This is a genomic window from Pseudomonas sp. Xaverov 259 (assembly GCF_019352915.1).
GTDB lineage: Bacteria > Pseudomonadota > Gammaproteobacteria > Pseudomonadales > Pseudomonadaceae > Aquipseudomonas.
In genome coordinates, this window is record NZ_JAAAFV010000040.1 from 226,748 (window position 1) to 238,973 (window position 12,226).

Sequence of the window (12,226 nt, forward strand, 5' to 3'; positions counted from 1 at the left end):
ACAGATCAAGATCAAAAGCAGAGCACGGCGGCCTGAAAGCCGACCTGAGTGGTTAGATCAAAAGCTAAAGCGGGTTTAGCGTGCGCCGCCGATCTGCTTTTCTGTGGGAGCTGGCTTGCCTGCGATGCAGACACCTCGGTGTGTCAGGTACACCGAGTTGATGCTATCGCAGGCAAGCCAGCTCCCACCTTTGACCGAGTATGGCTCTGCTGTTGCTGTTGCTGTTGCTGTTGCTGTTGCTGTTGCTGTTGCTGTTGCTGTTGCTGTTGCTGTTGCTGTTGCTGTTGCTCTGGCCCTTACATCCTTTTCGATGACGAAGTCAGCGGTCTTTTGATCTGCGCTTCTGATCTTGATCCGAAATCGCCCCGTCAAACACGATGGCCGTAATTCGACAGGGATTGGGGGGGTAAACCGGCAGGGATGCCGGTTTAGCCGCCCCGCGCCATGGATGGCGCGTGGCGGCGGCCCCCCAAATCACTGGCGGATTGCGGGCATGCCGAGCCACAGCGAGGCACCGAGTGTTGGGGCGAAGATCTTTTGCTTACTTTTGGCTGGGCCGGCATTCCGGTCTTTACAAAAGTGAGCCGCCGTCAGGGCGGAACCCTAAGCCGCCATCATCCACATAAAGGATATGTACTCCGACCAAGCACCCCCGCCAAACCGCCATCGCAGGCAACTCAACCCCCACAGTTGATCGCTGTCATCTGAGCGTCAGCGGAAAAACTCACCCGGCGTAGACTCAAACTGCTGCCGAAACGCATTAATAAACGCCGACGTCGACTCATACCCACACCCCAGCGCCACATCCGTCACCCGCTCGCCTTGCTCCAGCGCGGGCAGGGCGCTGAGCAAACGCAGGCGCTGACGCCAGGCGCGAAACGTCAGCCCGGTGTCACTCAAAAACAACCGGCTCAGGGTCTTTTCACTAACCCCAAGCTTCTGGCTCCAATCTCCCAGGGTGGTCTGCTGCTCCGGGTGCAAATTCAGGCTGCGATAAATCTGCCGCAGCCGTGGGTCATGGGGCAACGGCAGCATCAAATCCACCTGGGGCGCGGCCGCAAGCTGGTCGAGCACCACCTGGGCCAGCCGCCCATCTGGCCCGTCCTCGGCATACTCCACCGGTAACTCGCTGAAACTGCGGATCAACTCGCGCAACAAACTGCTCACCTGCAGCACCTGGCAACGCTCGGCCGCCCAGGCGGTGACGCTGCAATCGAGGTACAGGCTGCGCATTTCGGTGTGCGGTGAACTGAACACCCGGTGCGGCACACCCGCAGGAATCCACACCGCGCGCTGGGGTGGGGCGACGAAACGGCCGACACTGGTCTGGATCTCCAGCACGCCCGAAATCGCATACGACAGCTGCACCCACGGGTGGCTGTGGCGACGGGTCAGCGCGCGGTTGGGCAGCGATTCGGTGCGCCCATACACCGGGCGTGGCAGGCTGGAAAGCCCGGGGACACTGCGTCGGACCGTCTTGTCATGTCCTTTAGGCGGCATTTACTGGCTCATTGGCGTTAGTCGGTAACAAGCGGTTAAGTTAGAGTCGCAGCGATGCTCTTGGCAACCCCTGGAAGATTTGCTTATGACCCGCCCGCGTTTTCTACCTGACAACTTCACCCTGACCCTGATCGCCACGGTGATCCTCGCCTCACTGCTGCCCGCCAGCGGCCAGACCGCCGTGGCCTTCGGCTGGGTGACTAACCTGGCCATCGCGCTGCTGTTTTTCCTGCACGGCGCCAAGCTGTCGCGCCAGGCCATCGTTGCCGGTGCCGGGCACTGGCGCCTGCATTTGCTGGTGTTCAGCCTGACCTTTGTACTGTTCCCATTGCTGGGCCTGGCGCTCAAGCCGCTGCTGTCGCCGCTGATCGGCAAAGACCTGTACATGGGCATGCTGTATCTGTGTGCGCTGCCGGCCACGGTGCAATCGGCGATTGCCTTCACGTCGCTGGCGCGCGGCAACATCCCCGCAGCCATCTGCAGCGCGGCGGCTTCCAGCCTGTTCGGCATCTTCCTCACGCCGTTGCTGGTGACCTTGCTGCTTAACGTGCACGGCGATGGCGGCTCTACGGTCGATGCGATCCTGAAAATCAGCGTGCAACTGTTGTTGCCCTTTGTGGCGGGCCAGATCGCCCGGCGCTGGATTGGCGAGTGGGTGGGGCGTAACAAGTCCTGGCTGAAGTTCGTCGATCAAGGCTCGATTCTGCTGGTGGTGTATGGCGCGTTCAGCGAAGCGGTCAACGAAGGCATCTGGCACCAGATCCCGCTGTGGGAGCTGGGCGGTCTGGTCGTCGCCTGCTGCGTGTTGCTGGCCTTGGTGCTGGTGGCGTCCACCGTGCTGGGCAAGGCGTTCGGCTTCAGTCAGGAAGACCGTATCACCATCTTGTTCTGCGGCTCGAAAAAGAGCCTGGCCACCGGCGTGCCGATGGCCCAGGTGCTGTTCGCCGGGGCGACCATGGGCGTGCTGATTTTGCCGTTGATGCTGTTTCACCAGATCCAGTTGATGGTCTGCGCGGCGCTGGCGCAGCGTTATGCCAAGCGCCCGGAAAGCATCCCCGAGATGATGGGCCAGGTCGATCCGTGATCCAGCGCACACCTTGGCACGATTGACCTCAAGTTAACGCCCGCGCAGACGACTTCCTTATTGATAGCCCAATAAGGAGTGTCGGCATGAACGTTAAAGGTATTTCGCTGTTTACCGGCCTGTTTTGCCTATGGGCGGGAGCCTGTGGTGCCGCGCAGACCATAGGGCAGGGCACCATTCAATTTCGCGGCGCCATCGTCGAACCTGGCTGTGCGACAAATGCGCGCAGTGGCGCGGTGATGGAGTTGACTGGGTGTGCCAGTTCCAATCGTGGCAGTCGCTTCGAGGTGCGCAATGTGGCGCCAGTGGCCAGCGTCAACGCCGCCCATGTAAAGCTGGTGGCAGACAGCGGCGACGGGCGTTATTACAACCAGCGTTACCTGCTGGTGGATGCTGCCGGTAAGCCGATCCAGTCGGGCAACTACGTGATTACCATGACCTCGCCTTAAGCTTTGGGGCGACGATCCGCGTCAACAGCGGGCCAAGAAACCTATAGAATGCTCGGCGGCGGCGCTGTTCTGCGCAGCCGTCGGATCATCGCCAGAGTATCTCGCCCGCCAATGAGCATTTCAGCCGCCACCCCCCAAGCCAATTGGCAACCGGTCATCGCCTTGGCGCTGGCCGCCTTTGTGTTCAATACCACCGAATTCGTGCCCGTGGGGCTGCTCAGCGCCATCGGCGCGAGCTTCGACATGCCCATCGCCAGCGTCGGCTTGATGCTCACCATCTATGCCTGGATCGTTTCGCTGACTTCCTTGCCGGTGATGCTGCTGACGCGTAACGTCGAGCGGCGCAAGTTGCTGATCGTGCTGTTCGGCCTGTTTATCGCCAGCCATATCCTCTCCAGCGTCGCCAACAGTTTTGGCCTGCTGATGGTCAGTCGTATCGGCATCGCCTTGTCCCATGCGCTGTTCTGGTCAATTACCGCGTCCCTGGCCGTGCGCCTGGCACCGGAAGGCAAGCAGGTGCAAGCCCTTGGGTTGTTGGCTACTGGCACCTCTTTGGCGATGGTGTTGGGCATTCCGCTGGGCCGTCTGCTCGGTGAAGCCATGGGCTGGCGCACCACCTTCCTGGTGATCGCCGCGTTTGCCGGCGCCCTGGTGTTCTGGCTGGCGCGCACCTTGCCGCCGCTGCCGAGCCAGAACTCCGGCTCGCTGCGCAGCCTGCCGTTGCTGTTCAAACGCCCGGCACTGGTGGCGCTTTACGTGCTCACCGCCATGACCGTCACCGCGCAATTCACCGCCTACAGCTACATCGAACCCTTCGTTGAAGGCGTGGCCGGTTTGGGCGGCGGTGCCGTGACCCTGATTTTGCTGGTGTTCGGCGGCGCGGGCATCATCGGCTCGCTGCTGTTCAGCCTGGTACACCGTTTCAACCCGCATATCTTCGTGGTCAGCGCAGTGTTCCTGCTCGCGGCCTGCCTGACGCTGATGCTGCCTTTGAGCGGCGCCGAGTCTTACCTGGTGGTACTGAGCATTTTCTGGGGCATGGCCATCATGGGCTTCGGCCTGGCGATGCAATCGAAGGTACTGGTGCTGGCACCCGACGCCACCGACGTGGCCATGGCAATGTTCTCCGGCATCTACAACATCGGCATCGGCGGTGGTGCCCTGATGGGCAGCTGGGTCGGCAGCCACTTCGGCTTCGCCTGGATCGGCGTGGCGGGTGGGGCGTTGGCGGCAGTGGCGTTGATTGGTTATTGCCTGGCGATTCGGCGGTTTGGGACGGGTGTGGTGAGCAACTGAGGAGTAAAAGTCTGATGATCAAACCTGTTGTTTTTGTGCTGCTAACCGGTGTTGGCGGGTTGCTGCTCAGCCCTGCCAGCGTTGCCGCGAGTTTCGACTGCGCCAAGGCCCGGGCGCCTGACGAAATTGCGATCTGCAAGAACGTCAGCCTCAACGACCAGGACGTCACCATGGCGTTGCTCTACGACCTGAACAAGCACTTTATGGCCATGGGCGGGCGCGGTTCATTGATGGACGGGCAAGCCGAGTGGCTCAAGCAGCGGCATGCCTGCGGGGCGAAAGTCAGTTGCCTCAGCGCTGCTTATACGCAGCGGATCGGCATGTTGCGCGGGTTCATTGATGAGCGGGTGATGACGAAAGGGCCGTTCTGAGCCCGCAATCCAGCAGGCAAAAAGCAACCTGTGGGAGCGGGCTTGTTGTGGCGAGCAGGCTTGTCCTGCGTTGGGTGGCGAAGCCGCCCCATTCAGTCGACGCGGTGGCTAGAAAAAGCCGGGGCCGCTCCGCAGCCCAACGAAGGACAAGCCTGCTCGCCACAAGTCCGCTCCCACATCTGACCGTGTGCGGCTTCACATTCCTATAGCGCGGCCAGTACCGCCTCGAGCTTCTCCTGATCCCGCGCAAACTGGCGAATGCCTTCGGCCAGCTTCTCGGTGGCCATCGCATCTTCATTCGACGCCCAGCGGAACTGCGCTTCGGTCAATTGTTGACGCGCTTCGCCTTCTGCGCCCGGCGCCAATTTGCGTTGCAGCACACCGTTATCGTCAGCCAGTTTTTGCAGCAGGTCAGGGCTGATGGTCAGGCGGTCGCAACCGGCCAGTTCTTCGATCTGGCTCAAGGTGCGAAAGCTGGCGCCCATCACCACGGTGTCGATGTTGTTGGCCTTGTAGTAGTTGTAGATACGCGTTACCGACTGCACGCCTGGGTCTTCGGCACCGGTGTAGTCCAGGCCGGTGTTTTTTCGGTACCAGTCGTAGATGCGGCCCACGAACGGCGAGATCAAAAACACCCCGGCATCAGCGCAAGCCTGGGCCTGGGCGAAGGAAAACAGCAGGGTGAGGTTTGTCTGGATACCGGCTTTTTCCAGGCGCTCGGCGGTGCGGATGCCTTCCCAGGTGGAGGCCAGTTTGATCAGCACGCGGTCGCGGCCGACACCGGCCTGGTCGTACAGGGCGATCAGTTGGTTGGCCTTGGCCCACAACGCTTCTTCGTCGAACGACAAACGTGCGTCGACTTCCGTGGAAATACGCCCCGGAATCACTTTGAGAATGCCCGCACCTACCGACACTGCAAAGTGATCGCAGGCCAGGTCCACATTGCCTTTGGACAGGCTCACGGCATTGCGCAGCAGCTCGGCGTATTCCGGGATGGCGGCGGCCTTGAGCAGCAGCGACGGGTTGGTGGTGGCATCCACCGGGCGCAGGCGGCTGATGGCTTCCAGGTCGCCGGTGTCGCAGACCACGGTAGTGAATTGCTTGAGTTGTTCGAGCTTGGACGTCATGAGCGGCAGTCTCCAGAATAGGGTTAGTGGTTGAGGGCCTGGGCGGTGTCGAGGTCGGTGATCAGCACATCGAGGTAGCCGCCCTTGAGCGCGCCGCGAATGGCCTGGACCTTGTTCAGCCCGCCGGCCAGGCCAAGCACGCGTTGGATCGAGCGCAATTTGGGCAGCGCCACCGACACTACAAATTCTTCGTCTTCATCCAGTACCGGGTTGCCCTGGGCATCGAAGTAGCGCAGGCAGATATCACCCACCGCGCCGCGTTCGGCCAGCAGGCGCAGCATGTCTTCGGTGTAGTAGTTGCCGCTGTTGCGCAGCAGTTGCGAGGGCTCCAGGTCGCCAATGCCGACAATCGCCAGGGTGATGCTGTCAAAGCGTTGCAGCACCTCCTTGACCTCTTCCATCTCGACAATGCGCTGCTTGCTTTCCACCGATTGCTCGATGCTCTGCGACGGCAGCAAAAACGCCGGGCAGTTGAGCAGGGTGGCCAGGCGCTGGGTGAGCAAGGTGGCTTCAAACGCGCCTTTGTTGCCGACGCCACCGAGCAGTTGCACCACTTCCTGGGCGCCTTGCTTGCCCGGTTGCGCATGCAGATGGCCGACCATGGCGCGGATGGTGCTGCTCCACGACGAAATGCCGATATGGTCCTGGGGCGACAGGCTGGTCTCCAGGTAATGCGCGGCGGCCGAGCCGATGGCCTGCTTGATGCTTTCGTCGTTGCCCGGCTCGGTGGCTTCAACCACGACCACCTGGCGCACGCCGTAGCGGCGCTGCAACTGGGTTTCCAGCTCCAGGTGCAGGCCTTGCAGGCGCATCACGCTGATCTTCACCACGCCTTCCTGTAGCGCTCGGCGCAGGGCGCGGCTGATAAAGGACTGCGAAAGGTCCAGCTGCGCGGAGATTTCGGACTGCTTGAGCCCTTCTTCGTAATAGAGGCTCGCGATCTTGGTGATCAGGCGCTGTTCTTCGATCTGGCTCATGAAGGCCTCAGTTGATGTTTCAATGCCGGTGAGGATACCAAACCCTTACGACATGATCAGGCCGCCGTCGATATTGATTGCCTGGCCCGTCAGGTACGCCGCGTCATCGGAGGCCAGAAACGCCACCAGCCCGGCCACATCCGAGGGTTTACCGGCGCGGCGCAGGGGGATGTTCTTGACCCATTCGGCCATCAACTCACCTTTGCCATAACGTTTTTCCTCGGTGCTGAGGATCTCGCCCCACACGCGGTCGTTGTAGTCCCACATCTCGCTTTCAATAATGCCGGGGCAGAACGCATTGACCGTGATGTTATGCCGCGCCAGTTCCAGCGCCAGGCTCTGGGTGATGCCGATCACGCCCATTTTGCTCGCGGCGTAGTGCGGCGTGTAGATAAAGCCCTGGCGGCCCTGGCCGGAGGAGGTGTTGATCAGCCGCCCACTGCCTTGCTTGACCATGTATTTGGCGGCTTCACGGCAACCGAGCCACACGCCTGTGGTGTTGACCTGCAGCACCTTGTCGAAGTCGGCGCGGGGCATTTTGTCGTAGTGGTCGATGGTGATGATGCCGGCGTTCTGCACCGATACATCGATGCTGCCAAAACGTGCGTGGCCTTCGCGGTAAAGCGTTTCGATGTCACTTTCGCTGGTTACATCGATGCCCAGGGCGAGGGTGTCGACCTGGTATTCCTTGGCCAATTGCTCGGCGGTGAAGGTCACGCGCTCGAGGTCGTTGGAGGCCAATACCAGGTGGGCGCCTTCCTGGGCGAAGCGCTCGGCAATCCCGGCGCCGATGCCACGGCAGGCACCGGTGATGACTACAGTTTTACCGCTGAATCGTTGCGACATGACAGGCTCCAAAAAGAGGTTTACCAGCAGACAAACCCGCCATCGACCAACAGGTCGACGCCGGTGCAAAACGACGACGCCTGGCTGACCAGAAAGATCGCCGGGCCGACCATTTCGTCCACGCTGGCCATGCGGCCCATGGGCGTGGTCTGTTCAAAGATCTTCACTTGATCGGCAACTTCCGGCCGTGAGTTCATCGGTGTGGCGGTGTAGCCGGGGCTGATGCAGTTGACCCGCAGGCCTTTGTCGGCCCATTCCATCGCCAGGCTTTTGCTCAGGTGGATCACGCCGGCCTTGGAAGTGTTGTAGTGCGCCTGTAGCAGGCCACGGTTGACGATACTGCCGGACATCGAGGCGATATTGACGATGGCGCCTTTGCCACGCGGCAGCATCACGGCGGCCTGGGCCTGGCAGCTCAAGAAGATGCCGGTGAGGTTGATGTCCAGCGTGGCCTGCCAGCGTTGCAGTTCCAGGTCTTCGGCGGCTTGGGCGTTGGCGATGCCGGCGCAATTGACCGCCACGCTCAACTCGCCGAGTTCGCTTTCGGTGCGGGCCACGGCGGCGTCGAGGGTGGCGCGGTCGGTGACCGTGCCGCTCAAGGCCAGGGCGCGACGGCCGAGGGCCTGGATGCGTTCGACGGTGCTGGCAATGCCGGGGCTGCCGGGTAGGTCAAAGCAGGCCACGTCGGCGCCAGCTTCGGCCAGGCCTACAGCGATGGCCTGGCCGATGCCGCTGCCGGCGCCGGTCACAAACGCGACTTGGCCGTGAAGACTAAAAAGTTGCATGCATTACTCCATTCTTGAAATCACAGTACAACCCCTGTGGGAGCTGGCTTGCCTGCGATAGCGGTTGTTCAGTCACATCTGTAGTGGCTGGGCCACCGCTATCGCAGGCAAGCCAGCTCCCACAGTTGATCTCTAGTGTTTGCGGGTTAAGCGGTGGCCATTTCCATCACCGAAACCGGCGTGGCCTCGCCGCGCTCCAGAATCCCCATCTGCCGCCCCCGGCTCATCACCATCACCCGATGGGACAGCCCCAGCACTTCATCCAAATCCGAACTCACCACAATCACCGCCATGCCCTTGGCCGCCAGGTCTGCGATCACTTCATAAATCGCGGCGCGTGCGCCCACGTCGATACCGCGTGTGGGCTCATCGAGGATGAACACCTTGGGGTTGCGCGCCAGCCACTTGGCAATGATCACCTTCTGCTGGTTGCCACCGGACAAACTCGAAATCCGCGACTGCGGCGCACCTTTCACGCCCAGGCGCGCCACCGCCGTGCGCGCAAATTCGCGCAGTGGGGCAGGGAACACCCAGCCGCGCTTGTCGAGCAGGTCGGTGTTGCCATAAATCAGGTTGTCTTCGATGCGATGCTCCACCACCACGCCTTGTTGCTTGCGGTCTTCGGGCACCAGCACCACACCGGCCTGGATCGCTTCGAAGGGCGAGCGCAATTGGCGCACCTCGCCATCGAGTCGCATGTGGCCCTGGATGTCCTGGGCCGCTCCGGCAATGGTGCGTACCAGTTCGGTGCGCCCGGCGCCGACCACTCCGGCAATGCCGAACACCTCACCGGCGCGCACGCTGAAATCAATGTCATGCAGGGCAAACTCACGGCAGCTCAAGCCCTTGACCTGCAACATCACCTGCTCTTTGGGCGCCTGCAACGTGGGGAAAATTCGCTCCAGGCTGCGCCCCACCATTTGCTCCACCAGTTCACGCACCGGCACCTGGGCCGTGGCGTGCAGGGCGATCTGGCGACCGTCGCGCAGCACCAGCACGCGGTCGGCGATGCGTGCAATTTCTTCCAGGCGATGGCTGATATAGATAAATGACACGCCTTCGGCCTTGAGCCGCTCGACCTGTTGAAAGAGCAACTCGGTTTCTTCGCCGCCCAACGCGGCGGTGGGTTCATCCAGGATCAACAGGCGCGCTTTAAGGGTCAGCGCCTTGGCGATTTCCACCAGTTGCTGCGCCGCCACGCTCAGCCCTTCGACCTTGCGCGATGCCGGCACGTTGAGCCCCAGGCGCTCCAACTGGATCTGCGCCTGGGCCTCGATGTACTCGCGGTCGACCCGCCCGTGACGCATGGGCAGGCGGCCGACAAAGATGTTCTCGGCAATCGACAATTGCGGCAGCAGGCGGATTTCCTGGTGGATCAAGCCGATCCCCGCGCCCAAAGCCGCCCCCGGTGAGGCGGGTGCATAGGCCTGGCCCAGCCAGGTCATGCTGCCGCCCGCTTCGGGTTGCACCAGCCCGGCGATAATCGACGACAAGGTGGATTTGCCCGCGCCGTTCTCGCCGAGCAAGGCCAGTACTTCGCCGGGACGGATATCCACGTTGACCTGCGACAGCACCTGCACCGGGCCATAGGCCTTGCTGATGTTGCGCAGGCACAGCACCGCATCGGCTGCTGTGTCCAGAGCTGCTGCTTGCATGGCGACCTCCCAGGTTTACGGGTGCTGTTGCAGGAACGGCGCGACGTTGTCTTTGGTGGTCAGCACGGTGGGCAGCAGTTGCTCCTTGGGCACGGCTTTACCGGCTTTGAGGTCAATCGCCGAGGCCACGGCCAGGCGGCCCATCTTCTGGGTCTGCTGGGTCATGGTGGCGTCCAGCACGCCGCTTTCCACGGCCTTGAGCCCGGCCACGTCACCGTCAAAGCCGACCACCACGACCTTGTGGTCGAGGTTACCGACTTTTACCGCCTGGGCAGCGCCCAAGGCCATGGCGTCGGCGCGGCCGAAGAACACGCTGATATTCGGGTCACGCTGGAGCAGGTCCTGGGCCACGGCAAAGCCTTTGTCCTGGGCCCATTCGGCGGGTTGCTGGGCGACAATCTTGAGGTTCGGGAAGGCTTTAAGGCCCTCTTCAAAGCCTTTGGCGCGGTCGATCTCGGGCGTGGTGCCGAGCTGGCCTTGCAACACGGCGATGCGGCCTTTGCCGTTGGTGATTTTGCCAACGTATTCAGCCAGCGCCTTGGCACCTGCCACGCTGTCGCTGGCGATGAAGGTATCGCCCGGCGCGTCAGGCGCGTTGCGGTCCACAGCGATCACCGGGATGCCCGCCGCCTTGGCGGCTTTTACCGGCACACCCGCAGCAGTGGCGCCGGCCGGGATGTAGATCAGCACGTCGATCTGGCGGGTGATCAGGTCTTCAATCTGGCTGACCTGGGTGGAGGAGTTGCCCTGGGCGTCCACGGTGATCACCTTGATGCCCTTGGCCTTGCCCTCGGCTTCCACCGATTGCTTGATCTGGTTGAAAAAGTCGGCCTGCAGGTTAGCCACGGCCAGGCCGATGGTCAGGTCCTTGGCCCAGGTGGTGCCGGCGGCGGTGAGCGTTGCGGCAGCCAGAGCAGTAGCGATAAGCAGTTTCTTGGGGCTGAACATGTCGGTGACTCCTGGTTTTATTGTTGGAGGGTGTCAACTGTCGAACAGGTTTAACGGGCAGTGCTGGAGCGGCGTCGCAGGGTGTCGATGGTTACGGCGAGGGCGATGACCACGCCGATCACCACTTGTTGAATAAAGGGCGAAACGCCCAGCAGGTTGAGGCCATTGCGCAGCACGCCAATGATCAGCACACCGACCAGGGTGCCGCCGATGCTGCCGACGCCGCCGCTGAGGCTGGCGCCGCCGATCACCACGGCGGCGATGGCGTCCAGTTCCAGGCTCAGCCCGGCGCTCGGTTGCGAAGAGTCCAGGCGCGCAGCCAGGGTTACGGCGGCGATACCGGCCAGCGCACCGCTCACGGCGTACACCCACAGGGTAATTGCGCGCACCTTGATGCCCGACAAGCGCGCCACTTCCGGGCTGCCGCCCATGGCGTAGAGGTTGCGGCCACCGGCACGAAAGCGCAGGAACACCCAGGCAACCACCAGCATCACCAGGAACAAGCCGACGGTTGCCGACAGGAAACCAAAGTGCCGCACGGTGGCCAGGCTGGTGAACCAGTCCGGGTAGCCGACGATCTGCCGGCCTTCGGTAAGAATGTTCGCCAGGCCACGGGCCACCGACATCATAGTCAGCGTGGCAATAAACGGCGGCAGCTTGGCGTAGGTGATCAGCCCGCCGGACACCAGCCCGGCGAGCATGCCGCTGGCAATCGCGATGGGAATCGCAAAGCCCAGCGGCACCGCCTGGTCCTGATACAACCAGCCGAGCATCATCATCGAGAAGGCCAGCACCGAACCTACCGACAAGTCGATGCCGCCGATCACGATCACCGCCGTCATGCCAATCGCCAGGATGCCTAGCACCGTGACCTGATCGAGGATGTTCAGGCCATTACGCAAGGAAAAGAAGAATTCGGAGCTGAAGGAGAAGACCAGCACCAGCAATACCAGGCCGATCAGCGGGCCGCCGATATTACTGGGGAGCAATTTCACCAGCCGCGGGCGGCGGGTCGGCTTGAGATCGGCCGGATGGACAGAGGCTTTGGCGTCCACTTTGTTCTCCTGACTTATTTTTTTTGGAGTTCATTCAGGCGGCTTGAATATTTATGCATGCCTGACTGTTAATTCAGATTCTAGTGACACCGTGTCAAAGTCAAGCGCTTAATTTTTCGTGCAGGCGGTTAAA

General features: G+C 61.9%; 12 protein-coding genes. 4 read left to right on the forward strand and 8 right to left on the reverse strand.

Features of this window, described 5'->3' with window-relative positions; all coding sequences use genetic code 11:
* Window positions 1-711 precede the first annotated feature (711 nt).
* Window positions 712-1,500 carry a helix-turn-helix domain-containing protein gene (locus tag K0H48_RS18090; RefSeq protein ID WP_219268531.1) on the reverse strand — a complete coding sequence of 263 codons (789 nt, stop codon included), beginning with the start codon at window positions 1,498-1,500 and terminating at the stop codon, window positions 712-714.
* An 85-nt stretch (window positions 1,501-1,585) separates the two neighbouring features.
* Here K0H48_RS18090 and K0H48_RS18095 point away from each other — a divergent pair, with 85 nt between their 5' ends.
* From K0H48_RS18095 to K0H48_RS18110, 4 genes are all read left to right on the forward strand, one after another.
* Window positions 1,586-2,584 (forward strand): bile acid:sodium symporter family protein, encoded by a 999-nt coding sequence (locus tag K0H48_RS18095; RefSeq protein ID WP_219268532.1) that lies wholly within the window; start codon window positions 1,586-1,588, stop codon window positions 2,582-2,584.
* Window positions 2,585-2,670: 86 nt separating this feature from the next.
* Window positions 2,671-3,033: a type 1 fimbrial protein gene (locus K0H48_RS18100; protein WP_219268533.1), complete on the forward strand. Its 363-nt coding sequence runs from the start codon at window positions 2,671-2,673 to the stop codon at window positions 3,031-3,033.
* Window positions 3,034-3,144: 111 nt separating this feature from the next.
* Window positions 3,145-4,329: a sugar transporter gene (locus K0H48_RS18105; RefSeq protein ID WP_219268534.1), complete on the forward strand. Its 1,185-nt coding sequence runs from the start codon at window positions 3,145-3,147 to the stop codon at window positions 4,327-4,329.
* 14 nt (window positions 4,330-4,343) lie between these two features.
* Entirely contained in the window at window positions 4,344-4,700 is a 357-nt protein-coding gene (locus K0H48_RS18110) for a lysozyme inhibitor LprI family protein (protein WP_219268535.1), read from the forward strand.
* A gap of 203 nt (window positions 4,701-4,903) precedes the next feature.
* Here K0H48_RS18110 and tal read toward each other — a convergent pair whose 3' ends face one another.
* The 7 genes from tal to K0H48_RS18145 all read right to left on the reverse strand — a co-directional run bounded on the left by tal (window position 4,904) and on the right by K0H48_RS18145 (window position 12,093).
* Entirely contained in the window at window positions 4,904-5,827 is a 924-nt protein-coding gene (gene tal / locus K0H48_RS18115; protein WP_219268536.1) for a transaldolase, read from the reverse strand.
* A 23-nt stretch (window positions 5,828-5,850) separates the two neighbouring features.
* Window positions 5,851-6,804: a sugar-binding transcriptional regulator gene (locus tag K0H48_RS18120; protein WP_200433604.1), complete on the reverse strand. Its 954-nt coding sequence runs from the start codon at window positions 6,802-6,804 to the stop codon at window positions 5,851-5,853.
* 45 nt (window positions 6,805-6,849) lie between these two features.
* Complete coding sequence (locus K0H48_RS18125; protein WP_219268537.1) at window positions 6,850-7,650, reverse strand: SDR family oxidoreductase; 801 nt, start codon at window positions 7,648-7,650, stop codon at window positions 6,850-6,852.
* A 20-nt stretch (window positions 7,651-7,670) separates the two neighbouring features.
* Complete coding sequence (locus K0H48_RS18130) at window positions 7,671-8,435, reverse strand: SDR family oxidoreductase (protein WP_219268538.1); 765 nt, start codon at window positions 8,433-8,435, stop codon at window positions 7,671-7,673.
* 146 nt (window positions 8,436-8,581) lie between these two features.
* On the reverse strand, window positions 8,582-10,090 hold the full coding sequence (locus K0H48_RS18135; RefSeq protein WP_219268539.1) for a sugar ABC transporter ATP-binding protein: 1,509 nt from the start codon (window positions 10,088-10,090) through the stop codon (window positions 8,582-8,584).
* Between the two features lie 15 nt (window positions 10,091-10,105).
* Window positions 10,106-11,038: a sugar ABC transporter substrate-binding protein gene (locus K0H48_RS18140; protein ID WP_219268540.1), complete on the reverse strand. Its 933-nt coding sequence runs from the start codon at window positions 11,036-11,038 to the stop codon at window positions 10,106-10,108.
* A gap of 50 nt (window positions 11,039-11,088) precedes the next feature.
* A complete protein-coding gene (locus K0H48_RS18145; RefSeq protein WP_056857913.1) occupies window positions 11,089-12,093 on the reverse strand; it encodes an ABC transporter permease in 1,005 nt (334 codons plus the stop codon).
* Window positions 12,094-12,226 lie beyond the last annotated feature (133 nt).

What these genes read in the sequence shown, in the direction of transcription:
- K0H48_RS18090 (WP_219268531.1), bottom strand. Translation starts at nt 1,500, where the DNA reads ATGCCGCCTAAAGGACATGACAAGACGGTCCGACGCAGTGTCCCCGGG.
- K0H48_RS18095 (WP_219268532.1), top strand. Translation starts at nt 1,586, where the DNA reads ATGACCCGCCCGCGTTTTCTACCTGACAACTTCACCCTGACCCTGATC.
- K0H48_RS18100 (WP_219268533.1), top strand. Translation starts at nt 2,671, where the DNA reads ATGAACGTTAAAGGTATTTCGCTGTTTACCGGCCTGTTTTGCCTATGG.
- K0H48_RS18105 (WP_219268534.1), top strand. Translation starts at nt 3,145, where the DNA reads ATGAGCATTTCAGCCGCCACCCCCCAAGCCAATTGGCAACCGGTCATC.
- K0H48_RS18110 (WP_219268535.1), top strand. Translation starts at nt 4,344, where the DNA reads ATGATCAAACCTGTTGTTTTTGTGCTGCTAACCGGTGTTGGCGGGTTG.
- tal (WP_219268536.1), bottom strand. Translation starts at nt 5,827, where the DNA reads ATGACGTCCAAGCTCGAACAACTCAAGCAATTCACTACCGTGGTCTGC.
- K0H48_RS18120 (WP_200433604.1), bottom strand. Translation starts at nt 6,804, where the DNA reads ATGAGCCAGATCGAAGAACAGCGCCTGATCACCAAGATCGCGAGCCTC.
- K0H48_RS18125 (WP_219268537.1), bottom strand. Translation starts at nt 7,650, where the DNA reads ATGTCGCAACGATTCAGCGGTAAAACTGTAGTCATCACCGGTGCCTGC.
- K0H48_RS18130 (WP_219268538.1), bottom strand. Translation starts at nt 8,435, where the DNA reads ATGCAACTTTTTAGTCTTCACGGCCAAGTCGCGTTTGTGACCGGCGCC.
- K0H48_RS18135 (WP_219268539.1), bottom strand. Translation starts at nt 10,090, where the DNA reads ATGCAAGCAGCAGCTCTGGACACAGCAGCCGATGCGGTGCTGTGCCTG.
- K0H48_RS18140 (WP_219268540.1), bottom strand. Translation starts at nt 11,038, where the DNA reads ATGTTCAGCCCCAAGAAACTGCTTATCGCTACTGCTCTGGCTGCCGCA.